The following is a 21,831-nucleotide window of genomic DNA, read 5'->3' on the forward strand; positions in this document are numbered from 1 at the left end:
ATCGTCCCTGTTCCCATGTTCGATGTGCCCGCCGAGGGCACAACATCAGCGCAGCTCAGAGCGGCTACCACTCCGGCCCGGCGGGCTGCGCGGACGCGGGCGAACGGAGATATGTTGCTGGTATGTCGCCCAACCAGCTCGTTGTCGCCGCGGTCGATGTCGGCAAGCTAGCGAACGTCGGATGGTGGCGAATAGCGGGGGTCGAAGCGAGTGGCGGTCGCGACTTGGACGACCTCGTGACATCGCTCGCGGCCGACCTCAACGGAGGCCGCCGGGTTGCGCTCGGATTCGAAGCGCCGCTGTTCATCCCCAATCCTCCCTCGACGGGTGGGCTCGGGCGACAACGAGACGGCGAGGCAGGACGTCCGTGGTGCGCGGGCGCTGGAACCATCGCACTCGCGTTCGGCGTCCAACAGGCGTCGTATGTGATGCACCGGCTCGCCGGGACGCTGCATCGCCCGGTCCGGGCCGGAGTGGACGCGGAAATCCTGCTCAACGGCTCCCTCGAGCTGCTGATCTGGGAGGCGTTCGTGTCCGCCGGTTCCAAGGATCGCACTGCCGCCGACCCGCACATCTCGGACGCGCGAGCAGCGACAGAGGAGTTCCAGCGCCGCGCCGCCACCGGCCATGTCCGGTCGGACGTCGCAGACACGGAGGTTCTGAATCTCATTGCAGCGGCACTGCTCGCTTCCGGGCTGGCAGCCGATACCGCACTGCTGACCAGTCCGTGCGTGGTGGTCAAGTCGCCTCCGCTCTGATCGCGGCAGGCAAATATCAGATGGACTCCACGGGCTGTCAGGGTCGACGACGCCGAGAATCAGCACGGACGCGGTCGACGACCAGCGGCGGCAAGTCGTCAAGGAAGAAGGTGGCCACTTATCGAGAGCTGGCACCGGGCGGTCCGGTCATCGGCCGTTCGTCCGCTGGCGTGGGAAATCCCTTGGCGCGCAACGGGCTAGTGTTTGCGATATGCGGTGGGCGGTGCTGGTCGGCGTGGCGATGGTGTTGAGTGCGTGTTCGCAGACCACGGCGGGGAAACCGCAGCCGGTGGCGGGTTCGCCGGAACCCGGCCCGTCGGCGTCCGGGGAGAGCGCGCTGCAGGATCGGATCGACTGGGTTCGCCAAGGTTCGGTGATTGATCTCGGCCTTTATCACTCGGCGAGTCTCGATGGCGGTCAAGTGACCGACTTGCAGGCGGATATCGCGTTCGTCAGCCCGACCGGCAAGATCAGTTGCATTACCGGGACCGCGCTGGACATGGACAGATTCGACTGCATGGTCGAACTGAAAGAACCGGCGCCCGCGCCCAACGAAGGGTACGGACAGTGGTTCGGCGGGTACGTCACCTACTCCGCGCAGCGCCTGACTGTCGGCCAATTCCGCGGCGACCCAGGGCTTTTCATCCACGGCCAGGGACAGACGCTGCCCTACGACAGCACCTTCACCTTCGGCGACTACGCCTGCCGCCTCGCGACGACCGGTCTCAGCTGCGTGAACCCCACCGCGCGCAGCGGCGTGCAGATGAGCGCCGAGGGCGTTGTCCCGCTCGGCTGTCTGCGCGAACTCCCGGAAGACGAGCGCGAACCCGCTGTCGGTCGCGCCTACGGCTGCTGAATCACCGACCAGTCACCGAACCTGAAAGACGCAAACGGCGCCGCTCCCGAAGGAGCGGCGCCGTTCAGCGCGATTCAGTGAATCACTTGATGATCTTCGTGACGCGACCGGCGCCGACGGTGCGGCCACCCTCGCGGATCGCGAAGCGCAGACCCTCGTCCATGGCGACCGGCTGGATCAGCTTGACGGACATCTCGGTGTTGTCACCGGGCATGACCATCTCGGTGCCCTCGGGCAGGGTCACAACGCCCGTCACGTCAGTCGTACGGAAGTAGAACTGCGGACGGTAGTTGTTGAAGAACGGGGTGTGGCGGCCGCCCTCGTCCTTCGACAGGATGTACGCCTGGCCCTCGAACTCGGTGTGCGGGGTGGTGGTGCCCGGCTTCACGACGACCTGGCCGCGCTCCACGTCCTCACGCTTGATACCACGAACCAGCAGACCGACGTTGTCGCCCGCCTGGCCCTGGTCGAGCAGCTTGCGGAACATCTCGATACCGGTGACCGTGGTCTTGGTCTTCTCCGGACGGATGCCGACGATCTCGACTTCCTCGTTCACGTTGATCACGCCACGCTCGACGCGACCGGTGACGACGGTGCCACGACCGGTGATGGTGAACACGTCCTCGACCGGCATCAGGAACGGCTTGTCGGTCTCGCGAACCGGGTCCGGGATGGACTCGTCGACCGCGTTCATCAGCTCCAGCACCGACTCCGACCACTTCGGGTCGCCCTCGAGCGCCTTCAGGCCGGAGACCCGCACGACCGGCGCGTCCTCGTCGAACTCCTGCGAACCCAGCAGCTCGCGGACCTCCATCTCGACGAGCTCGAGGATCTCCTCGTCGTCGACCATGTCGGCCTTGTTCAGCGCGACCAGGATGTAGGGCACGCCGACCTGACGGGCGAGCAGCACGTGCTCACGCGTCTGCGGCATCGGGCCGTCGGTGGCGGCGACCACGAGGATGGCGCCGTCCATCTGCGCCGCACCGGTGATCATGTTCTTGATGTAGTCGGCGTGACCCGGCGCGTCGACGTGCGCGTAGTGGCGCTTCTCGGTCTGGTATTCGACGTGGGAGATGTTGATCGTGATACCACGAGCCTTCTCCTCAGGCGCCTTGTCGATCTGATCGAACGCGAAGCTCTCGTTCAGATCCGGGTACTTGTCAGCCAGCACCTTGGTGATCGCTGCGGTCAGCGTGGTCTTGCCGTGGTCGACGTGACCGATGGTGCCGATGTTGACGTGCGGCTTCGTCCGCTCGAACTTCGCCTTCGCCACTTCTTTGTCCTCCTGGACTTGTTGGTGCGTGCAGTTGCAGCAGTGCGGTTATTGATAAGGGGTCGTGCTGACGCCCGGCTGTCGGGGCAAGTGTGACACCTGCCCCGACGGTGTCACTCGCCGGTCGCCTTGGCGATGATCTCCTTCGACACGTTGGCCGGAACCTCCGCGTACGAGTCGAACACCATGGAGTAGTTCGCCCGGCCCTGAGTCTTCGACCGCAGGTCACCGATGTAACCGAACATCTCCGAGAGCGGAACCAGCGCCTTGACGACACGGGCACCACTGCGTTCCTCCATGGCCTGGATCTGGCCACGGCGGGAGTTCAGGTCGCCGATCACGTCGCCCATGTAGTCCTCGGGCGTGGTGACCTCGACCGCCATCAGTGGCTCGAGGATCACCGGACCGGCCTTGCGAGCCGCTTCCTTGAGCGCCTGCGCGCCGGCGATCTTGAACGCCATTTCCGACGAGTCGACGTCGTGGTAGGCGCCGTCGAGCAGCGTGACCTTCATGTTCACCAGCGGGTAGCCAGCGAGCACACCGTACTGCATGGCGTCCTGGGCACCGGCGTCCACCGAAGGGATGTACTCCTTCGGCACGCGGCCACCGGTGACCTTGTTCTCGAACTCGTAGGTCGCGCCATCCTCGCCGACGAACGGCTCGAGGGCAATGATGACCTTCGCGAACTGGCCGGAACCACCGGTCTGCTTCTTGTGGGTGTACTCGAGCTTCTCGACCCGCTTGGTGATCGTCTCGCGGTAGGCCACCTGCGGCTTGCCGACGTTCGCCTCGACCTTGAACTCGCGCTTCATGCGGTCGACCAAGATGTCGAGGTGGAGCTCGCCCATACCGCCGATGACGGTCTGGCCGGTCTCCTGGTCGAGCTTGACCGAGAAGGTCGGGTCCTCTTCGGAGAGACGCTGGATCGCGGTGCCCAGCTTCTCCTGGTCGGACTTCGTCTTCGGCTCGATGGAGACCTCGATGACCGGGTCCGGGAAGGTCATCGACTCCAGCACGATCTGGTTCTGCGGATCGCACAGGGTGTCACCGGTGGTGGTGTCCTTGAGGCCGATGACCGCGTAGATGTGACCCGCCGAGGCGGCGCCGACCGGGTTCTCCTTGTTGGAGTGCATCTGGAACAGCTTGCCCAGACGCTCCTTCTTGCCCTTGGTCGAGTTGATGACCTGGGCGCCGGAGTCGACCTTGCCGGAGTACACGCGGACGTAGGTCAGCTTGCCGAAGAACGGGTGCACCGCGATCTTGAACGCCAGGGCCGCGAACGGCTCCTCGGCGCTCGGCTTGCGGGTCAGCAGCTCTTCTTCCTTGCCGGGCACGTGGCCGGTGGTGGCCTCCACGTCCAGCGGCGAGGGCAGGTAGTCGATGACCGCGTCCAGCATGGGCTGCACGCCCTTGTTCTTGAACGCCGAGCCGCACAGCACCGGGTAGAGCTCGGAGGTCACCGTCAGCTTGCGGATGGCGCCCTTGATCTCGTCGATGGTCAGCTCTTCACCGCCGAAGAACTTCTCCAGCAGCGCCTCGTCGGACTCGGCGACGGTCTCCAGCAGTTCCTGGCGGTACTGCTCGGCCCGCTCCTTCAGGTCGTCGGGGATCTCGACGACCTCGTACTGCTCGCCGAGCTTGGTCTCGCCCCGCCAGACCTTGGCGTTGTTCTCGACCAGGTCGACGATGCCCTCGAAGGTGTCCTCCGCGCCGATCGGCAGCTGGATGACCAGCGGCTTGGCGCCGAGGCGGTCCTTGATGGTCTGCACGGTGAAGTAGAAATCCGCACCGAGCTTGTCCATCTTGTTCACGAAGCAGATCCGCGGCACGTCGTACTTGTCGGCCTGACGCCACACCTGCTCGGACTGCGGCTCGACGCCTTCCTTGCCGTCGAACACCGCGACGGCGCCGTCGAGCACGCGCAGCGACCGCTCCACCTCCACGGTGAAGTCGACGTGCCCGGGGGTGTCGATGATGTTGATCTGGTTTTCTTTCCAGAAGCATGTGGTCGCCGCGGAGGTGATGGTGATACCACGCTCCTGCTCCTGCTCCATCCAGTCCATCGTGGCGGCGCCGTCGTGGACCTCACCGATCTTGTAGGTGATGCCGGTGTAGAAGAGGATGCGTTCAGTTGTGGTCGTCTTGCCCGCATCGATGTGGGCCATGATGCCGATGTTGCGGACCTTGTTCAGGTCGGTGAGCACGTCCTGTGCCACGGAAATCTTCCCCGCTCGTAGCTAGTTGGGATTATCGGGGACGACCCTGTGGTCGCCACTATGTCAACGCCGGAACCGGCCGGTCGGTGCCGCATTCCGGCTGTGCCTCCCGACCCAGACGACGGGCCGGGCAGACGTCACCAGCGGTAGTGCGCGAAGGCCCGGTTGGACTCGGCCATCTTGTGGGTGTCCTCGCGGCGCTTGACCGAGGCGCCGAGGCCGTTGCTGGCGTCGAGCAGTTCGTTGGCCAGACGCTCGACCATGGTCTTCTCCCGGCGCGCGCGGGAGAAGTTGACCAGCCAGCGCAGGGCCAGGGTGTTGGCGCGGCCCGGACGGACCTCGACCGGAACCTGGTAGGTGGCGCCACCGACGCGGCGGGGCTTCACCTCCAGCGACGGCTTCACGTTGTCCAGCGCGCGCTTGAGGGTGACGACCGGGTCGGTGCCGGTCTTCTCACGCGCCTGCTCCAGCGCGCCGTAGACGATGCGCTCGGCGGTGGACTTCTTGCCGTCCAGCAGGATCTTGTTGACCAGCTGCGTAACCAGCGGCGAACCGTAGACCGGGTCGTTGATCAGCGGACGCTTGGGTGCGGGGCCCTTGCGTGGCATATCAGCTCTTCTCCTTCTTGGCGCCGTAGCGGCTGCGGGCCTGCTTGCGGTTCTTCACACCCTGCGTGTCGAGCGAGCCGCGGATGATCTTGTAGCGCACACCGGGGAGGTCCTTCACACGACCGCCGCGGACGAGCACCATCGAGTGCTCCTGCAGGTTGTGGCCCTCGCCCGGGATGTAGGCCGTGACCTCGACCGCGCTGGTCAGGCGAACACGCGCGACCTTGCGCAGCGCGGAGTTCGGCTTCTTCGGGGTCGTGGTGTACACGCGGGTGCACACGCCACGACGCTGCGGGCTCCCCTTGAGGGCCGCGGTCTTCGTCTTGGCGACCTTGTCGCGGCGACCCTTGCGGACCAGCTGGTTGATGGTTGGCATAGACCGGCTTTCCTTATTAGTTAACGCGGTGTCTGGACTTCATGTCTGTTGTGGTGCGCGGCGCTCCCGGGGCCCTTGGCGGCAAGCTTCCGCTTCCGGCCCGACGTTCACTCCGCTGTCATCGAGCTTTCACTCGCACGTCCGGCCACGTTTCTCGCGTCCCGAGGTCGGGCGTGTCGCGCGCGGCGCGGAGCCCGGATTCCGGGCACGCTGGAGTCGTCAGCCGCTCTCGCTGGCCTACGGTCACGCACGAACTTGCCCGCATGCTTCCGGGCACAGCGATCCACGATACCCGCGGCCGGGACACACGGTCAAAGCGGGGTCGCGACGACCGTGGTCTACCGGGCCAGATTCAAGGTCATTTCCATCAGCTTCTTGGCGGCCTCGCAGGGATCGGGGTGCGCGGAGCCGGGCCGGTAGTTGATCCACCAGCCGATCACGCCGTTGTCCGGTGCACTCGCGGTCACACCGCAGGAGTCGGGGTCGTTCGGCCGCCGGATCAGCAGCGCCAGAGCGCTCTGCACGGTGACGTTGGTGGTGACGTAGCCCAGCTTGTTGTTCGTCTGCTTCTCGTTGCTCAGCGTGCCGTTCTCGTACCAGTTGAGCGTGGCCATGCCGTTGCCGCCGGGCGCGCCGACCAGATCCCACATGCAGACCGCGCCGAAGAACGAATCCTCGACCGAGATGTTCTCGCCGATGGCCTTGCCGATCTCCTCCTTGGAGAGGATCTCGCATTCCCGCAGCAGCTTGTCGAGCCTTGTGTTGACCGGCTCACTGCCGCCGACCGGGCGCGCCGAACCGGAAATGGTCTGGCTACAGCCGCCCGCGGCCAACGCGACGACGATGGCGGCGACGGTGGCCGCGCCACGACGGCGCAGACCTCGCCCGGAGTTCATGCCCTTCCCCCTCACTGCAACCGCCGCAAGGTCAGCTCGGCGAGGGCACGGCTGCGGTCGCACGGGTTGCCGGTGGCGGTGGAGAAGAGCCCGAAGGACGTCGACCACTCGAAGAAGTCGTCGCCGAGTTGCACCGCGAGATCACAGATCTGTCCGCTCGGATCCAACGCGGCGAATCCCTCGCGCCCGTCCACCTTGATCGGATCCGGTTCGCGGCCGTTGACGGTGACCCACGCTCGTTCCCGCTCGATCGGGCTGCCCCGATAGGACGCGAAAGTGATGCTCGCGGAACCGACTCCGGCCGCCCGCCAGTTACAGCCGACCGCGTTCTTGAACACCCCGGAGATCTGGCCGAGGCCGCCGAGGTCGCGCACTTCGTCGTCGGTCACGTGCCCACACTCCCCGACGAACGGGCCCAGCGCCACCACCTTCGGCGCCGGACGCGACGGACCGGAGTCCTCCGACTGCGCGTCCGAACCGCAGGCCGCCAGCGCGAGCACCAAGGCTGTCGCCAGGACGACCGCCGACTTGATCCGCATGGGAAGAACTCTACCGATTACGCGACGGGGCGACCGTCCGACGAACCCGGCCCGCTGCCGCGATAGGCCGCCGTGGATCGGTCACAGATTGCCGCGAGCGGCTTGTTCGCGTTCGATGGCCTGGAACAGCGCCTTGAAATTGCCCTTGCCGAAGCCGAGGGAGCCGTGGCGCTCGATGAGTTCGAAGAAAACGGTAGGCCGGTCGGTGAGCGGTCTGGTGAAGATCTGCAGGAGATAGCCGTCTTCGTCCCGGTCGACGAGAATGCCGCGACGCTGGAGTTCCTCCACCGGGACGCGGACGCGGCCGATGCGAGCGCGCAATTCGGGGTCTTCGTAGTAGGCGGGGGGTGTCTCCAGGAACTCGACGCCTTCGCGGCGCAGCGCGTCGACGCAGGCGAGGATGTCGCTGGTGGCGAGTGCGATGTGCTGCACGCCGGGACCGCGGTAGAACTCCAGGTACTCATCGATCTGGGAGCGCTTCTTGCTCACGGCGGGCTCGTTGAGCGGGAACTTCACCCGGTGATTTCCGTTGGCGACGACCTTGCTCATCAGCGCCGAGTATTCGGTGGCGATGTCGTCGCCGACGAACTCGGCCATATTCGTGAAACCCATGACGCGCCGGTAGAACTCGACCCACTCGTCCATCTGCCCGAGCTCGACGTTGCCCACGACGTGGTCGATCGCCTGGAACAGCCGGGCGGGCGCGCCGTCGCGCCGCTGGTAGTGCGCGCGCCGGGCGACATAACCCGGCAGATAGGGCCCGTGGTAGCCGGAACGGTCGACCAGCGTGTGCCTGGTGTCGCCGTACGTCGCCAGCGCGGCCGAGCGAACGGTGCCGAAGTCGTCGGAGTCGTCGTGCGGTTCGACCAGGATGGTGGCCCCGCGTGCACGCGCCCACGCCACGCAGCGGTCCACATCGGGCACCTCCAGCGCGATGTCGACCACGCCGTCACCGTGCCGATCGTGATGGGCGACCAGCGGACTGTCCGGGTCCACCGCACCGGTGATCACGAAACGTGCCGCGCCGCTGCGCAAGACGAACGCCTTGTGGTCGCGATTGCCGGTTTCGGGACCGGAGTAGGCCTCCAACCGCATGCCGAAGGCGGATTGCAGGAAGTGTGCGGTCTGTGTGGCGTTGCCCACCACCCAGACGAGGGCGTCCCAGCCGATGACCGGGAAGGGATCGCCGCTGTCGTCGTGGTCGACCAGCCCCACGAGCGTGCGCAACTCGCCGTCGCTGGGAACGGCGCCGGACCGGGCGTTCGGGAGGTGCTCGATGGTCATGTTCCAAGGAAATCGCCAGGCCCGGCCAGTAGGCAACAGCGCGAATTCTCGATGGTCAGTGTGGCGAATTCGGCTAGGAAACCGCCTTGGATGCTGGACAATTTGAATAGCAGAAGCAGGACAGGCGGCAAGCCTGGCCAGTGCTCGAAACGGAGGCCGTCATGTCGCGCACACCCGCGAAAGTCGACGAACTCGATCTCGCCATCCTCACCGCGATGCACGAGTACCAGAAGGCGGGCATTCTCGAACTTTCCCGCCGCACCAAGGTCGCCAGAGCAACCGTGCAATCCCGGATCGCCCGCATGGAGGAATCCGGCGTGATCGCCTCCTACGACCCGCACATCGACGTCACCGCGGCGGGATTCGACGTGCAGGCATTCGTCACGCTGGAGATCGCCCAGGGCGCGCTGGACGCGGTGGCCGCCGAACTCGACGCCATCCCCGGCGTGCTGGAGGCCTATGCCACCACCGGCTCGGGCGACGTGCTGTGCCGGATCGGGGCCGACTCGCACGCCGGGCTGCAAACCGTCCTGCTGAGCATCGACCGGACGTCGTCGGTGGTGCGCTCGCACAGCGTGATCGTGCTGTCCACCGTGGTGGCGCGCCGCGCGCTGCCGCTGCTGCGCACGCTGAGTCCGACCGGGACCACCAAGGCGCCCGCCTACCGTCCGCCCCGCGAGCCGTGAACGCGCCTGCTCGAGATCTGCGAAGGCCCCACCCAGTCGGCTGGGCCACCTGATCGGTGCGACCGCCGACGCAGCGGCGTGGTCGGCTGGTCGATCGCCGCCGCCGTCGTCGTCAGGTGCCGGGAGTAGGCCGCCAACTCCTTCCCGTCAGGGACGCAGATCGGCGTGCGGGTCGAGAATTTCCACGCTCCCCTGTTTGCTCGCCTCCAGGAAAGCCAGCAGACCGTGTGCCTCGGCCTCGACGGCCGCGCGCTCGGCCTTCGTCCATGCCCTGGTCGGACTGATCCGGAGCCGGGCCGTCTCGGCGTTCGCGAAGACCTTGTACAGCCCCGCGAGAAACCCGTCGACCAGGATCGGCGACACCTGCGCGGCGAAGGCCCGCAGCGGAGGGGCCGCGCCGTCCGGCACGATCCTGGTCCGGTCTCGGTGCGAGAGGAGGGCGTTGTCGTACCAACCGAGCAACCGGACCGGGGCGGGGAGGTCCGGGTCGGCCAGTTCGCCGTCGGCGACGTCGTAGAGCGTGCGGCCGCGCTCGTCGGTGTAGGTGCGCACCCGGTCGCCGAGTTGTTCGACCGCTTGCTTCATGCCGAGCAATTTGGACCAGGTTTGCATGTCCATCGTGCTGGCCGGGCCGAAGGCGCGCAGGTAGCGGAAGAGCAGTTCCGCCAGCGGGTACGTCGGGTCCAGCGGGGCGCCCAGCCACGGTTCGACCCGCGACCAGATCGGCCTGCTGCTGTCCTTCCATTTCCCGCGCGGCGGAGTCTGCAAGACCGGCAGCTGATACAGCCAGGTCTGCAGCACCGCGCCCGCGTCGCGATCGGGGTACAGCTCGGCGGCGCGGGTCCGCAGGTCCGCCGCGGACATCGGTTCGTCGCCGAGTGCCGCCTCGCCGTGCCCGCGCACCTCGTCCGGATCCAGACCCACCATGGCGCCGTAGTTGAAGCCCTTACGGAAGGGCACTTTTTCGAGCTCCGGCTGGACGTGCGGCGCGATCCGCAGCGCGTCGGCGGGAGTGACCAAGTGAATCGTGCCGCGCATCAGGGTGATCCGGACCAGCGAGCGGTCCTCCAGCGCGTCCGACACCGTCGTCGGATCGAAATCCGCGACGCGACTCCACAATGCGACGAACGGCGGCGGCGAATCCTGGGCCTGGAGCCCGACGAGATGGTCGCACATCTCGTGCACGGTGAGCCGCGAGCGCTCCAGCAGATGCTGGCGGGCCAGCAGGGTCCGGTTCAGTACCCGGTTGGACAGCTTCATGACGGGTGCGTTGGCGTGCGGGTCAGCGCAGTGTGACCACGACCTTGCCGGTGGCGGTGCGGTTGTCCAGCGAGGCGACCGCGTCGGCCGCCTTGTCCAGCGGGTAGAGCACCGGCTCGGGCGGTGCGATCTTGCCGGAGGCCAGCAGCGGTTCCACCTCGGCCCATTGCTCCCGCAGATAGCCTCGATGCGACATCACCCATTCGCCCCACGCCGCGCCGACCACCTCGACGTTCTTCAGCAGCAGCCGGTTGACCTTGACGGTGGGAATCTCACCCGCGGTGAAGCCGACCACCAGCAATCGGCCCGCCGTGGCGAGCGAGCGAATGCTGTCGGTGAAGCGGTCGCCGCCGACCGGGTCGAGCACGACGTCGACGCCGCGACCGCCGGTCAACTCCTTCACCGCGGCGAGCCAACCGTCGGTCAGCACCACGTCGGTGGCGCCGTTCGCGCGGGCGACCTCGGCCTTCGCTTCCGTGCTCACCACGGCGATCACCCGGCCGGCGCCGAGCGCCGCGGCCATGCGCAGCGTCGACGTGCCGATGCCGCCCGCCGCACCGTGCACCAGCACGGTCTCCCCCGCGGCCAGCCTGCCTCGGGTGCGCAGGCAGAAGTGCACGGTCAGGTCGTTGAACAGGATGCCGGCACCGGCCTCCAGCGAGACGTTGTCCGGCAGCCGGAACACCATCTCCGCGGGCACGACGGCCGTCTCCGCCATGGCGTTCCCGAGCAGGGTCAGAGCGACCACCCGGTCGCCCGCCCGCACATGCGCGTCCTCCGGGGCTTCCCGCACGATGCCCGCGACCTCGCCGCCGACGACGAAGGGCAATTCCGGCTTCATCTGGTAGAGGCCGCGCGTCATCAGCACGTCGGGGAAGGCGACGCCCGCCGCGTGCACGTCGATCACGACGCCGCCCGGGTAGGGCGCGGGCTCCGGGATGTTGACGATCTCGACCGCTTCCGGTCCCTCCAGCTTGCTCACCTGGGCTGCGCGCATGTGCCGACCTCTCTGTCCTCGCGACGGCATGTTCCGCGCCGACGCCACACCGACAACATAACGGGCGCGTCCGGATGATGTCTGCCTGCGTGACGAGCGGCGGGATCGACCGCCGCGGGCACCTGTCCGGACCACCCGATTTTGTTATGCTGACCGCCCTTTGCGCGCCGAGGCCACGGCCGTCACCGATCTGGGCAAAGGCGATGGTTTCGCCGCCGCCGTGGCGGCGCTGCCCGGTGAGCGCCGCACTGCTGGAGCTGAAAACCGCCCTCACCGCCCAGGTGCAGAGCCTCACCGAGGCGAAGGCCACAGTGCTGCGTCTGCGCGACGACGCGCTCAACCAGACGCCACCCTTCGATGTCGCGGCCAACGGCGCCGTGGAAGCCAAGGGGCGGATCGCCTACCTCACGCACGCGGACAAGGCCGACGTGGAGGGCCTGATCTTCCAGGAGGCGCTCCAGGCGGCCTCCCGCACCTGGGAGCTGACCAACGCGTTGAAAACCGCGCATGACGTAGCCGACCAGGCGAAAACACAGGTCGAGGGCGCGGTCGGCAAGCTGGAGGCGGCGTTCGCCGGGCTCGGCGAGCCGAGCTCGAACGTGCCCGCACCCGCGGCGACCGCACCGGCGAGCACTTCGGGTCCACCGGTCGCCAACCAGAATTCCAACCGGCCGAGCCAGCTGATGTCCGGGCACCACGGCACCTCGGGGTCTCCGCATGGCACGTCGTCGGGCACGCCGTACCACGGTGGCCCTGGCCCGTCTGCGCCGAGCGGTCCACTGCCGAGCGGCGATGTCGCGCGATGGATCGCGGAGGCCGAGCAGAAGCTCATCGCGATGGGCTACGACCCCAAGGACCTCGATGAGCGGGCGATCGCGCTGATCATCCAGCACGAGTCCGCGGGTAACCCGTACGCGGAGAACCGCTGGGACAGCAACTGGGTGGCCGGGCATCCGTCCAAGGGGCTGATGCAGACCATCGACAGCACGTTCAACGCGTACAAGGCGCCCGGTCACGACGACATCTGGAACCCGGTCGACAACATCATCGCCGGGATAGCCAGGCCATAGCCATACCTCCTGGCCCAGGTGCGGGCAGGCGGACTATGAAGGAGGTACAGACGGCTCGACGCGAGGGTGTGACGTACGCCCCGTAAAGTCGTCACAACAGCACCGCATGAAGAAACGCGGCACACAGTGCAGCGCGAGGAGCACAAGTGTCACTCGATCAGCCACTCGCCCCGCTTCCCCAGGAGGGCATGGGCTTTGCTTCGGCGTGGCCCGTCCGGGCTGGCGATGTGGATCCCTACGACCGGTTGCGGTTCGACGCCATCGCCCGCTACCTGCAAGATATCGCCTGGGAAAACCTGCATAAGACGTTCTTCCATCGCACCGACCCGAACTGGATCGTCCGGCGGACGGTCATCGACGTCATCCGGCCGATTCTATGGCCGGACGAAGTGCGGTTGCTGCGGTGGTGCTCGGCGATGTCCACCCGGTGGACCAATATGCGTGTGCGGATCACCAGCGGGAACGGTGGCCTGATCGAGACCGAGGGTTTCTGGATCAATATCAGTGAGTCCACCGGCATGCCCTCGCGGATCAGCGACGAAGGCCTGGCCTACCTGGCCCGCACCGCCACCGAACACCGCCTGCGGTGGCGGCCGTATCTGACCGACGCCACGCCGCCGGAGTCGGACACGGACATGCCATTCCCGGTGCGGGCCACCGACATCGATCAATACAACCACGTCAACAACGCCTGTTACTGGCAGGCGGTGGAACAGTTCCTGGTCGAATATCCCAAGCTGCTCGCGGGGCCGCACCGGGCGGTGATCGAGTACGTGGCACCGGTGCTGGCACGTCAGCACGTGACCGTGCGCAGCCGGTACGAGCCCGGCGACCGGACCGGGCAACCGGTGCTGCGATTATGGTTCGTGGTCGGCGGTACGACCACCACAGTGGTCCGCATCATGCCGCTGCCGCGCTCCCCCGGCTCCCCCGGCTCCTCCGGCTCCTCCGCCTCTCCGGGCCTTTAGGCCGTACTAGTCGGATGGCGCAGGATTCGCGTTCAGGTCCTGCGTCATGTGCCGCTCAATTTTGGGCGTTCCCGGTGAGTTACCTATGTTGTAGCGAAATCAGTTGTTGCGTTCGCTGCCGCTCCGGTTCTGGGCTCACCCGATCGAGTACCCATGGACCAGAGAGCAGGTGAGGACGCGCTGCGCGGAGCCGGTCGGATCTCGGGTGATCCGACCGGCCGCCGGAACGATCAGCTGCGGGCGGCTTTGAGCAGGTCTTCCCGCGTGGTGAATTTGACCCGGGGGCGGCCCGCGGTCTTGCCCGCCGCCTTCTCGGCCTGGTCGATCGCCTTCCAGCCCGCTCGGTCCACCAAGTCGGCTTGGCGCTCGGCGAGCAGGGTCTTCAGCGCGGCGCGGTCACCCTGCGGCACACCGAGTTTGCCCGCGGTGAAATCCGCGAGGAGCAGTTCCACCGTCTCCTCGGAGTCGGTCCGGTTCGAGCCGATGACGCCGCGTGGGCCGCGCTTGATCCAGCCGCTGACGTACACGCCGGGCACCGGCGTGCCGCCGTCGCCGATGACCCGGCCGTTCTCGTTGGGCACGACGCCGCGCCGCTCGTCGAACGGCAGGCCCGCGACCGGCTCGCCGCGGTAGCCGATGGACCGCAGCACCAGCGTGGCGTCGATGGTCTCGGTGCGGTCGGTCGGCCTGGCCACCAACTGGCCGTCCACCTCGACCAGTTCGTTGTGCACGAACTCGACCGACTCGACGCGGTCGGTGCCGGTCAGCGCGGTGGGCGAGGTCAGGTAGCGGAACACGATCCGTTTGTTGCCCTCGGCACGACGACCGGACGCGTATTCCTTGGCGAGCGTGTACTTCAAGCCCAGCGACGGCTCGATTTCCGGGTCGTCCACGATCGCCTGGCTGGCGTGGTCGAGTTCCAGGTCGGTCTCGTCCACGACCACGTCGACGCCCTTCAGGTGGGCGAGGGCGAGGAACTCCGACGAGGTGTAGGCCGCCTGCAACGGGCCGCGCCTGCCGACGACGACGACCTCGCGAATATTGCTCTGCCGCAAGGCGTCCAGCGCGTAGTCGGCGATGTCGGTCTTGGCGAGCTCGTCGGGGTCGACGGTCAGCACGCGCGCCACGTCCAGCGCGACGTTGCCGTTGCCGACGATCACGGCCCGCTCGCCGGACAGGTCGAAGGTCCGATCGGCGTAGTCGGGGTGGCCGTTGTACCAGGCGACGAACTCGGTGGCGGAGTGGCTGCCCGGCAGGTCCTCACCGGTGATGCCCATCCGGCGGTCGGTCGAGGCGCCGACCGCGTAGATCACGGCGTGGTGGTGGCGCAGCAGTTCCTCGTGCGAGATGTGCGTGCCCACTTCGACATTCAGGTAGTACTGCAGTGTCTCCCGGCGGAACGCGGACTCGAACATGTTCGACACCGTCTTGGTGCCGGGGTGGTCGGGAGCGACGCCCGCCCGGACCAGACCCCAGGGGGTCGGCAGCCGGTCGAACATCTCGATTTCGACGTCGGCCCGGCGCAGCAGTTCGTCGGCCGCATAGCAGGCCGCGGGCCCGGCGCCGACGATCGCGACGCGCAGAGTGCCCAGTTCCTTCGGCGGACGCGCGGGAGTGACGATCGGATCGAAGTTCGATTCCAGTGGATGCCGTTCGAAATAGGCGGCATTGATATCGCGGTACCGCGCCAGCGAGGCGGTCAGGTCGTCCTCGGGGAAGATGGCCTCCACCGGGCACGCGTCGACACAGGCGCCGCAGTCGATGCAGGTGTCGGGGTCGATGTAGAGCATCTCGGTCGTCGCGAACTCCGGCTGGTCCGGCGTGGGACGGATGCAGTCGACCGGGCACTCGGAAACGCAGCTGGCGTCGTTGCAACAACGCTGCGTGATTACGTAGGCCATATTGTGCTGATCCTCGAAGATGTGCGTGGGCTGTGCCACCCATGGGGTGATGTGATGCCGCTTTCAGTTTGCCTCGAGTGTGGTCGAGACCTCTCACCCGGAGGGCTTACGGTATCCCCATGGTGCGGACTCTGATCCTCATGCGGCACGGCAAATCGGCCTATCCGGATGGCGTGGACGATCACGAGCGCCCGCTGGCACCGCGGGGACGGCGCGAGGCCGGACTGGCAGGTCAGTGGCTGCGCGAGACCCAGCCGCCGATCGATGCCGTGCGCTGCTCCACCGCGACGCGCACCAGGCAAACGCTCACCGCCACCGAGATCACCGCGCCGGTCGTGTTCGAATCCGCGATCTACGAGGCCGCGCCCGAGACGCTCATCGAGCTGATCCAGCTCAGCGACGACGACGTGGCGACGCTGCTGGTGATCGGGCACGCACCGGGCATGCCGTGGACGGCGTGGGAACTGGCGAGCAATCACGACTGCGCGCCTGCCGTCGAACTCAGCAGGAAGTTCCCGACCTCAGCACTCGCGGTACTGCGATTCGACCGCCCCTGGGCCGACATCGACCCGGGAACCGGGGAACTGATCCATTTCCATATCCCGCGCTGACCGCGCAGCGAGGCGCGGTCAGCGCAGTAACTTGCCGCCTACCACAACGACCGCGCCGAGGATGACCAGTAGAACGAACGCGGCGAAACCACCGAACAGCCACCAGACCACGCCGAGCGCGAGCGCGAACGGCGCGACCGCGACGGCGGTGATCACGGGGCTTTCCTTGACCGTCGCCCAGGCCGAACGGGCCCTGACGCGATCGATGTCCTTTCCAGGCATGTTCCCAGAGTAGGCCGGAAGCCGGGACTTTGTCGGTGGGCGGTGGAATGCTCGGCGAATGGATTGGAAAATCGAGCTCGTCGCGATTCCCGTGACCGACGTCGACCGCGCCAAGGACTTCTACACCAAGATCGGCTTCAACGCCGACCACGACCACCGGGTGAACGAGAATCTGCGCTTCGTTCAGCTGACCCCGCCAGGTTCCGGCTGTTCCATCTGCCTCGGCGAGGGCATCACCGAAGCGGCCCCCGGCAGCGTCGAGGGCATGCAGATGGTGGTCGCCAGCGCCGAGGAGGCGTACCGGCAGCTGGTCGCCGCCGGTGTGGAGGCCACTCCGGTCCAGGATCTCGGCTGGGGCCTGTTCACCTTCTTCGCCGATCCGGACGGCAACAAATGGGCCGTCCAGCAATTGCCCGACTACAGCAGCTGACCCGCACGATCCATCTCCGGCCATTTGCTTGGAGTGCACTCCAGGTGACTAGCGTCGTCTGTGTTCAACGGGAAAGGCGAGCACAGTGAGCGAGCGTCAGCGAGCGAACCGAGAACACAGCGTGCGCACGCGCACGACGGAGCCGAGCGCCGGCGAGGCGCAGTCGTGAGTGAAACCGCACTACACGGCGGCGGGAGCGATCGGGAGCAGCCGCGGTATTCGATCGGCGAGGTGGCCGAGCGGTCCGGACTGAGCCGGGACACGTTGCGCTGGTACGAGCGGATCGGGCTGATGGATTACATCGGCAGGGATCACACCGGTAAGCGCCGGTTCAGCGATCGCGATCTGGAATGGCTGACGCTGATCGGCCGGCTGCGCACCACGGGCATGTCGGTGGCGGACATGGTGCGCTACGCCGAGCTGGTGCGCGCGGGGGAGGCCACGTTCCCGCAGCGGCTGGAGATGTTCCGGAACACGCGCGCCGAGGTACTGGCCAAGATCGATGAACTTCGTCAGACCCTGGCCGTGCTGGATTACAAGATCGCCCTTTACGAGGGCAAAGCCCACGAGGTCCAGCCGACCGCGGTCACCGCGCACGACAGCGAAGGGATCAACTTATGAGCAGCGATTCGATGGTGGGTGGCAGACGGGCGACGGGTGGGACCACCGGCGCGCTTCCCACCACCACGCTCGGCACCGCCGGCATCCAGGTGGGGACGCAGGGTCTGGGCTGCATGGGAATGAGCGAGTTCTACGGGCCCAGTGATCTCACCGAATCCCGGGCGACACTGGACCGGGCCCCTGGAACTAGGGGTGACGCTCTTCGACACCGCCGATGTGTACGGCCTCGGTCACAATGAGGAATTCCTCAGCGATTTCGTCAATGCCGAACGCGACCGGGTGGTGATCGCCACGAAGTTCGGCATCGTCCGCAAGGCCGACGACCCGTCCTACCGTGGCTTCGACAACTCCCCCGCCTACATCCGCAGCTCGGTGGAGGGCAGCCTGCGCAGGCTGCGGATCGACACCATCGACCTGTACTACATGCACCGCAAAGACCCCGGCGTGCCGATCGAGGACACGGTCGGCGCGATGGCGGAATTGGTCCGGGAGGGCAAGGTTCGCGCACTCGGCCTGTCCGAGGTGGCCGGCGCCGAACTGCGTGCGGCGCACGCGGTGCACCCGATCGCCGCCGTGCAGTCGGAATGGTCGCTGTTCTCCCGGGACGTCGAGGCGACCGTGGTACCGGCTGCCGCGGACCTGGGCGTGACCTTCGTGCCGTACTCGCCGCTGGGGCGTGGCTTCCTCACCGGTTCCTTCACCGGCACCGCGGACACGAAGGATTTCCGCTCCACGATGCCGCGCTTCTCCGGCGAGAACGCGGCACGCAACGCCGAGCTGCTGGCACCGTTGCGGACCATCGCCGACGCCCGCGGCATCACGCCGGCGCAGGTCGCGCTGGCTTGGGTGCACGCGCAGAGCAGGCTGCGCGACCTCGCGGTGGTCCCGATTCCGGGCACCCGCAGCCGCACCCGGCTCGCCGACAACGTGGCCGCCGCGACCATTTCGCTGACCGACGACGAGCTGACGACGCTGGAGCCGATCGCAGGCAAAGTATCCGGAACCCGATACGCGGACATGTCCTTCACATCGGCGGGCCGGGAATAGCGCACACACGAGACCGGAGACGCAAATGTCGACTTTGACGCTCAATGTCCGCTTCACCGCCAAGCCGGGTCGCGAAGCGGAGCTGAAGGATGTGCTGCAGGGAATGATCGAACCGACGCTCGCCGAGGAAGGCTGCGTCGGCTACGAGCTGTACCTGCACCCCACCGACCCGCGCCGAATGGTGTTGCTCGAGGAGTGGATCGACGCGGACGCCCTCGCGACGCACTTCCGGACACCGCACCTGGAGGCCTGCGCGGCGGCATTGGCGGACATCCTGGCCGAGCCGTTCGACCTGCGGCGGTTCACTGAGATCGAGTGATCGAGCCGCGGCGGTCCGGCGTTCGGCGCGGCGCTGGACCGCCGCACCGGACCAGAGTCCGGTTATTGCCACTCCGGCCCGGCTGTGTTCACCGAGGGCGGCTAACATCCCATGAATATGAAGCCCGATACACCGCACGATCGCGTCTGGATCGACAAGCGGACCCCGTCCGCGTTCCGCGCGCTCAACCGCGTCGCGAGCGAGGTCAGGGCCGCGGGCGCCGCGGTCGGGCTGGATCGCCGGATCATCGAACTGATCAACCTGCGCGTCTCCCAGCTCAACGGTTGCGCGTACTGCCTCGACGTGCATTACCGGGCCGCACTCGCGGCCGGAGCAACCGAGCAGGAAATCTCCGTGCTGCCCGGATGGCGGCGCGGCGGCACGTACACCCCGTTCGAGCGGGCCGTGCTCGCGGTCGCGGAGGTCACGGCGACGCTTCCGGACGAAAACATCATCGAGCGTGAGTACGCTTTCGCTCGCCGGTACCTGACGGACGATCAGCTGTCCGTCGTCATTTGGGTGGCCACCACGATCGGCGCGTTCAACCGCGTCTCGATTCTCAGCGGGCACCCGGTACGCGCACGGAAGGAGAAGGCAAGCATGACCGAATCAACTCCGGAATCCACGGTCGTCCGCAACGACGAGCGGCATCGCTACGAGGTGTTCCACGGCGGAGAATTGGCGGGCTTCGCCGAATACGAGGAGCGCGCCGACGAGACGGTGTTCACCCACACCGAGATCGACGGCGCGTTCTCCGGCAAAGGACTCGGCTCCATCCTGGCGAAGAACGCGATCGAGGACACGATGGAGCGCGAGCGCGTGATCCGGCCGCTGTGCCCGTTCATCAAGGGATACCTGGAGAAGCACCCGCAGTACGACGCGCACGTGATCGACAAGGGCGTTACACGGTGAGCCAGCGTCAGCGAGCGAACCGAAAGCACAGCGCGCCCTCGCGCACGACCCAGCCGAGCGCCAGCGAGGCGCAGTCGTGAGTGATCTGGATCCTCGCCCTGCGGAAACGCTCTGCGAACCGGCGCCGGGTCCCGGTCCGGCCGCGGAGCTGTACCCGGCACGCGAGGTGCCGCTCGGCGGTGTCCGCGGCGTCTTCGTCGAACGGGTGCTGCCGCAACGGGATCTGCCGACGGTGGGCGCGTGGTGCTTCCTCGATCACTTCGGATCGCCGACCGTCACCAAGACCGGCGCGCCGCCGGACATCGATCCGCACCCGCACATCGGCCTGCAGACGGTGACCTGGCCGTTCGAGGGCCGTATCCGGCACCGCGACTCGGTCGGCTCGGACGTGGAGATCGAACCGGGTCAGCTGAACCTGATGACCTCGGGTCGCGGCATCGCCCATTCCGAGTACGCCGTGCCCGGCGCGCCCGCCGGGCACGGGCTGCAGCTGTGGATCGCGCTGCCGGGCGACCGCACCGGCATCGACCCGCACTTCGAGCAGCATCGCGAGCTGCCGGTCCTGGAAGCGCCCGGCCTCGAGGCGATCGTGCTGATCGGCTCACTGGCCGGGGTGGCCTCACCCGCGATCGCCTACACGCCCATCGTCGGTGCCGACGTGCGGGTGGAGCCGGGAGCCGACGTCACCGTCCCGCTGGAAACCCGTTTCGAGCATGCGGTGCTGGTGATCGAGGGCCGCATGACGGTCGCGGGTACCGAACTCGCTCCCGGCCCCCTGCTCTACCTGGGCACCGATCGTGACGAGCTGCGGATCAGCAGCGCGGAGGGCGCTCATTTCGCCCTGATCGGCGGCGAGCCGTTCGGCGAGGAACTGGTGATGTGGTGGAACTTCGTCGGCCGTAACCACGAGGACATCGTCGCGGCCCGCGCGGATTGGGAAAACCACGACGTCGGCCGGTTCGCCGACATCGCGGGCCATACGCCACAACAGCGCATTCCCGCACCGCCGCTGCCGGGGCTGCACCTCAAGCCGCGCAAACGCCGCATCGGTCCGGCCCGGGGCTGACCGCGTGATCCGGCCCCGCTCGCGGAGACGACGACCGGGGCCGAACAGGTTCGGGGATCAGCCGCGCGCCAGCAGCGCGTCCAACGCGCGGTAGCTCTGGTTGAGCCCGACCTCCATGCCGGACTGGAGCATCCCGTCCCGCTCCTGGGGCGTGTGGAACTGGCTGTCGGTGACCACCTTCGTGCGGCCGTCACCGAGGTCGACGAAGCTGACGTGGTCGATCGCGACATGGGCGGGCATGCCATCCCACTCGAAGGAGTACACGATGCGCTCCTGCGGGGTGACCTCACGGAAACGGCCTTCGAAGCCGTCGGTGCCCTCGTCGGAGTACTCGACGAAGCGCCAATGGCCGCCCGGGCGGAACTCCCACCGCTCGATGTCGAGCTTGTTGCCGCGCCCCCACCACTGGGCGAGCAACTCGATCCTGCTGTAGGCGTCCCACACCCGCTCGCGCGGGGCGTCGAAGATCCGCTCGATGTGGATCGTGTGGTCGGTGTCGGTCGTGACAACGGCGTCGTTCGTGGTTGTACTCATGGTTCCTGCTCCGTTCGCTCGAGAAATTCACCGAGACGATCCAGCCGAGCTTCCACCATCCGCCGGTAGCCCTGCATCCAGGCCACTTCGCGGTCGAAGACGTTCGCACCGAGGCGGCAGTACCGCACCCGGCCACGCTTCTCCGTGACCACCATGCCCGCCGCCTCCAGCAGCTGGATGTGCTTCTTGACGCCGGTCAGCGTCATGTCGAAGCGCTCGGCCAGCTCACTGACGGTCGCGGGCCCACTGCCGAGTCGCTCCAGGATCCCGCGCCGGGTGGGATCCGCGAGCGCCCCGAAGGAGGCATCAAGGAAGTCATACTGAACCATCTAGTTCAGTGTTGCGTGTTCGTGCGTGGACGTCAAGAGCGAATGCGCGTCG

The 21,831-nt window shown here is 67.2% G+C and carries 24 protein-coding genes and 1 pseudogene; 12 read left to right on the forward strand and 13 right to left on the reverse strand.

The features are described 5' to 3' along the window. Nucleotides 1–122: 122 nt before the first annotated feature. Together ACWPXK_RS24370 and ACWPXK_RS24375 are read left to right on the forward strand one after the other, a co-directional pair. Complete coding sequence (locus tag ACWPXK_RS24370; protein WP_454198487.1) at nucleotides 123–758, forward strand: hypothetical protein; 636 nt, start codon at nucleotides 123–125, stop codon at nucleotides 756–758. 211 nt (nucleotides 759–969) lie between these two features. Continuing rightward, nucleotides 970–1,614: a hypothetical protein gene (locus tag ACWPXK_RS24375; protein WP_454198488.1), complete on the forward strand. Its 645-nt coding sequence runs from the start codon at nucleotides 970–972 to the stop codon at nucleotides 1,612–1,614. 82 nt (nucleotides 1,615–1,696) lie between these two features. Here the strand turns inward: ACWPXK_RS24375 and tuf are convergent, their stop codons facing one another. The 7 genes from tuf to hppD form a co-directional block, all read right to left on the reverse strand. Next, a complete protein-coding gene (gene tuf / locus ACWPXK_RS24380) occupies nucleotides 1,697–2,887 on the reverse strand; it encodes an elongation factor Tu (RefSeq protein ID WP_364333186.1) in 1,191 nt (396 codons plus the stop codon). Between the two features lie 113 nt (nucleotides 2,888–3,000). Further along, nucleotides 3,001–5,103: an elongation factor G gene (fusA, locus tag ACWPXK_RS24385; protein WP_454198489.1), complete on the reverse strand. Its 2,103-nt coding sequence runs from the start codon at nucleotides 5,101–5,103 to the stop codon at nucleotides 3,001–3,003. A 137-nt stretch (nucleotides 5,104–5,240) separates the two neighbouring features. Next, entirely contained in the window at nucleotides 5,241–5,711 is a 471-nt protein-coding gene (gene rpsG / locus ACWPXK_RS24390; protein ID WP_014353063.1) for a 30S ribosomal protein S7, read from the reverse strand. Nucleotide 5,712: 1 nt separating this feature from the next. Further along, nucleotides 5,713–6,087 (reverse strand): 30S ribosomal protein S12, encoded by a 375-nt coding sequence (gene rpsL / locus ACWPXK_RS24395; RefSeq protein ID WP_014353064.1) that lies wholly within the window; start codon nucleotides 6,085–6,087, stop codon nucleotides 5,713–5,715. 338 nt (nucleotides 6,088–6,425) lie between these two features. Then, nucleotides 6,426–6,983: a DUF3558 domain-containing protein gene (locus ACWPXK_RS24400; RefSeq protein ID WP_454198490.1), complete on the reverse strand. Its 558-nt coding sequence runs from the start codon at nucleotides 6,981–6,983 to the stop codon at nucleotides 6,426–6,428. Between the two features lie 11 nt (nucleotides 6,984–6,994). Further along, nucleotides 6,995–7,522, reverse strand: coding sequence for a DUF3558 domain-containing protein (locus ACWPXK_RS24405; RefSeq protein ID WP_454198491.1), 528 nt, complete (start codon nucleotides 7,520–7,522; stop codon nucleotides 6,995–6,997). Nucleotides 7,523–7,603: 81 nt separating this feature from the next. Beyond that, nucleotides 7,604–8,806: a 4-hydroxyphenylpyruvate dioxygenase gene (gene hppD / locus ACWPXK_RS24410; protein WP_454198492.1), complete on the reverse strand. Its 1,203-nt coding sequence runs from the start codon at nucleotides 8,804–8,806 to the stop codon at nucleotides 7,604–7,606. Nucleotides 8,807–8,967: 161 nt separating this feature from the next. On the opposite strand from hppD, the gene ACWPXK_RS24415 reads away from it, so the two are divergent. Further along, the gene (locus ACWPXK_RS24415; protein WP_454198493.1) at nucleotides 8,968–9,492 is read left to right on the forward strand and encodes an Lrp/AsnC family transcriptional regulator; all 525 of its coding nucleotides are present in this window, start codon (nucleotides 8,968–8,970) and stop codon (nucleotides 9,490–9,492) included. A 147-nt stretch (nucleotides 9,493–9,639) separates the two neighbouring features. Here the strand turns inward: ACWPXK_RS24415 and ACWPXK_RS24420 are convergent, their stop codons facing one another. Together ACWPXK_RS24420 and ACWPXK_RS24425 are read right to left on the reverse strand one after the other, a co-directional pair. After that, on the reverse strand, nucleotides 9,640–10,752 hold the full coding sequence (locus tag ACWPXK_RS24420) for a winged helix DNA-binding domain-containing protein (protein ID WP_454198494.1): 1,113 nt from the start codon (nucleotides 10,750–10,752) through the stop codon (nucleotides 9,640–9,642). Between the two features lie 22 nt (nucleotides 10,753–10,774). Then, on the reverse strand, nucleotides 10,775–11,749 hold the full coding sequence (locus ACWPXK_RS24425; RefSeq protein ID WP_454198495.1) for an NADPH:quinone oxidoreductase family protein: 975 nt from the start codon (nucleotides 11,747–11,749) through the stop codon (nucleotides 10,775–10,777). A 236-nt stretch (nucleotides 11,750–11,985) separates the two neighbouring features. On the opposite strand from ACWPXK_RS24425, the gene ACWPXK_RS24430 reads away from it, so the two are divergent. Together ACWPXK_RS24430 and ACWPXK_RS24435 are read left to right on the forward strand one after the other, a co-directional pair. Then, nucleotides 11,986–12,819: a transglycosylase SLT domain-containing protein gene (locus tag ACWPXK_RS24430; protein WP_454198496.1), complete on the forward strand. Its 834-nt coding sequence runs from the start codon at nucleotides 11,986–11,988 to the stop codon at nucleotides 12,817–12,819. Between the two features lie 146 nt (nucleotides 12,820–12,965). Beyond that, nucleotides 12,966–13,787: an acyl-[acyl-carrier-protein] thioesterase gene (locus ACWPXK_RS24435; protein WP_454198497.1), complete on the forward strand. Its 822-nt coding sequence runs from the start codon at nucleotides 12,966–12,968 to the stop codon at nucleotides 13,785–13,787. Between the two features lie 230 nt (nucleotides 13,788–14,017). Here the strand turns inward: ACWPXK_RS24435 and ACWPXK_RS24440 are convergent, their stop codons facing one another. Beyond that, the gene (locus tag ACWPXK_RS24440; protein WP_454198498.1) at nucleotides 14,018–15,688 is read right to left on the reverse strand and encodes an FAD-dependent oxidoreductase; all 1,671 of its coding nucleotides are present in this window, start codon (nucleotides 15,686–15,688) and stop codon (nucleotides 14,018–14,020) included. Between the two features lie 119 nt (nucleotides 15,689–15,807). Between ACWPXK_RS24440 and ACWPXK_RS24445 the strand changes: the two genes are divergently transcribed. Further along, complete coding sequence (locus tag ACWPXK_RS24445; RefSeq protein ID WP_454198499.1) at nucleotides 15,808–16,299, forward strand: SixA phosphatase family protein; 492 nt, start codon at nucleotides 15,808–15,810, stop codon at nucleotides 16,297–16,299. 18 nt (nucleotides 16,300–16,317) lie between these two features. On the opposite strand, the gene ACWPXK_RS24450 is transcribed toward ACWPXK_RS24445, so the two are convergent. After that, a complete protein-coding gene (locus ACWPXK_RS24450; protein ID WP_454198500.1) occupies nucleotides 16,318–16,521 on the reverse strand; it encodes a hypothetical protein in 204 nt (67 codons plus the stop codon). 58 nt (nucleotides 16,522–16,579) lie between these two features. Here ACWPXK_RS24450 and ACWPXK_RS24455 point away from each other — a divergent pair, with 58 nt between their 5' ends. The 6 genes and pseudogenes from ACWPXK_RS24455 (at nucleotide 16,580) to ACWPXK_RS24480 (ending at nucleotide 20,916) form a co-directional block, all read left to right on the forward strand. Further along, nucleotides 16,580–16,951, forward strand: coding sequence for a glyoxalase superfamily protein (locus tag ACWPXK_RS24455; protein WP_454198501.1), 372 nt, complete (start codon nucleotides 16,580–16,582; stop codon nucleotides 16,949–16,951). A 165-nt stretch (nucleotides 16,952–17,116) separates the two neighbouring features. Further along, nucleotides 17,117–17,572, forward strand: coding sequence for a MerR family transcriptional regulator (locus ACWPXK_RS24460; RefSeq protein WP_454198502.1), 456 nt, complete (start codon nucleotides 17,117–17,119; stop codon nucleotides 17,570–17,572). Nucleotides 17,573–17,583: 11 nt separating this feature from the next. Further along, nucleotides 17,584–18,619 (forward strand): annotated as a pseudogene (locus tag ACWPXK_RS24465) (aldo/keto reductase). Between the two features lie 25 nt (nucleotides 18,620–18,644). Beyond that, complete coding sequence (locus ACWPXK_RS24470) at nucleotides 18,645–18,938, forward strand: putative quinol monooxygenase (protein WP_454198503.1); 294 nt, start codon at nucleotides 18,645–18,647, stop codon at nucleotides 18,936–18,938. 117 nt (nucleotides 18,939–19,055) lie between these two features. Then, the gene (locus tag ACWPXK_RS24475) at nucleotides 19,056–19,850 is read left to right on the forward strand and encodes an N-acetyltransferase (RefSeq protein ID WP_454198504.1); all 795 of its coding nucleotides are present in this window, start codon (nucleotides 19,056–19,058) and stop codon (nucleotides 19,848–19,850) included. A 76-nt stretch (nucleotides 19,851–19,926) separates the two neighbouring features. Continuing rightward, on the forward strand, nucleotides 19,927–20,916 hold the full coding sequence (locus ACWPXK_RS24480) for a pirin family protein (protein ID WP_454198505.1): 990 nt from the start codon (nucleotides 19,927–19,929) through the stop codon (nucleotides 20,914–20,916). A gap of 57 nt (nucleotides 20,917–20,973) precedes the next feature. Here ACWPXK_RS24480 and ACWPXK_RS24485 read toward each other — a convergent pair whose 3' ends face one another. Continuing rightward, nucleotides 20,974–21,450 carry an SRPBCC family protein gene (locus ACWPXK_RS24485; protein WP_454198506.1) on the reverse strand — a complete coding sequence of 159 codons (477 nt, stop codon included), beginning with the start codon at nucleotides 21,448–21,450 and terminating at the stop codon, nucleotides 20,974–20,976. Then, complete coding sequence (locus tag ACWPXK_RS24490) at nucleotides 21,447–21,779, reverse strand: ArsR/SmtB family transcription factor (RefSeq protein WP_454198507.1); 333 nt, start codon at nucleotides 21,777–21,779, stop codon at nucleotides 21,447–21,449. The genes ACWPXK_RS24485 and ACWPXK_RS24490 overlap by 4 nt, the downstream gene beginning before the upstream one ends. Nucleotides 21,780–21,831: the final 52 nt, after the last annotated feature.

The sequence above is a fragment of the Nocardia sp. Marseille-Q1738 genome (assembly GCF_965283145.1).

What these genes read in the sequence shown, in the direction of transcription:
- ACWPXK_RS24420 (WP_454198494.1), bottom strand. Translation starts at nt 10,752, where the DNA reads ATGAAGCTGTCCAACCGGGTACTGAACCGGACCCTGCTGGCCCGCCAG.
- hppD (WP_454198492.1), bottom strand. Translation starts at nt 8,806, where the DNA reads ATGACCATCGAGCACCTCCCGAACGCCCGGTCCGGCGCCGTTCCCAGC.
- ACWPXK_RS24375 (WP_454198488.1), top strand. Translation starts at nt 970, where the DNA reads ATGCGGTGGGCGGTGCTGGTCGGCGTGGCGATGGTGTTGAGTGCGTGT.
- rpsL (WP_014353064.1), bottom strand. Translation starts at nt 6,087, where the DNA reads ATGCCAACCATCAACCAGCTGGTCCGCAAGGGTCGCCGCGACAAGGTC.
- ACWPXK_RS24470 (WP_454198503.1), top strand. Translation starts at nt 18,645, where the DNA reads ATGTCGACTTTGACGCTCAATGTCCGCTTCACCGCCAAGCCGGGTCGC.
- ACWPXK_RS24400 (WP_454198490.1), bottom strand. Translation starts at nt 6,983, where the DNA reads ATGAACTCCGGGCGAGGTCTGCGCCGTCGTGGCGCGGCCACCGTCGCC.
- ACWPXK_RS24440 (WP_454198498.1), bottom strand. Translation starts at nt 15,688, where the DNA reads ATGGCCTACGTAATCACGCAGCGTTGTTGCAACGACGCCAGCTGCGTT.
- ACWPXK_RS24370 (WP_454198487.1), top strand. Translation starts at nt 123, where the DNA reads ATGTCGCCCAACCAGCTCGTTGTCGCCGCGGTCGATGTCGGCAAGCTA.
- rpsG (WP_014353063.1), bottom strand. Translation starts at nt 5,711, where the DNA reads ATGCCACGCAAGGGCCCCGCACCCAAGCGTCCGCTGATCAACGACCCG.
- ACWPXK_RS24445 (WP_454198499.1), top strand. Translation starts at nt 15,808, where the DNA reads ATGGTGCGGACTCTGATCCTCATGCGGCACGGCAAATCGGCCTATCCG.
- ACWPXK_RS24475 (WP_454198504.1), top strand. Translation starts at nt 19,056, where the DNA reads ATGAAGCCCGATACACCGCACGATCGCGTCTGGATCGACAAGCGGACC.
- ACWPXK_RS24490 (WP_454198507.1), bottom strand. Translation starts at nt 21,779, where the DNA reads ATGGTTCAGTATGACTTCCTTGATGCCTCCTTCGGGGCGCTCGCGGAT.
- ACWPXK_RS24450 (WP_454198500.1), bottom strand. Translation starts at nt 16,521, where the DNA reads ATGCCTGGAAAGGACATCGATCGCGTCAGGGCCCGTTCGGCCTGGGCG.
- ACWPXK_RS24455 (WP_454198501.1), top strand. Translation starts at nt 16,580, where the DNA reads ATGGATTGGAAAATCGAGCTCGTCGCGATTCCCGTGACCGACGTCGAC.
- ACWPXK_RS24415 (WP_454198493.1), top strand. Translation starts at nt 8,968, where the DNA reads ATGTCGCGCACACCCGCGAAAGTCGACGAACTCGATCTCGCCATCCTC.
- ACWPXK_RS24425 (WP_454198495.1), bottom strand. Translation starts at nt 11,749, where the DNA reads ATGCGCGCAGCCCAGGTGAGCAAGCTGGAGGGACCGGAAGCGGTCGAG.
- ACWPXK_RS24485 (WP_454198506.1), bottom strand. Translation starts at nt 21,450, where the DNA reads ATGAGTACAACCACGAACGACGCCGTTGTCACGACCGACACCGACCAC.
- ACWPXK_RS24405 (WP_454198491.1), bottom strand. Translation starts at nt 7,522, where the DNA reads ATGCGGATCAAGTCGGCGGTCGTCCTGGCGACAGCCTTGGTGCTCGCG.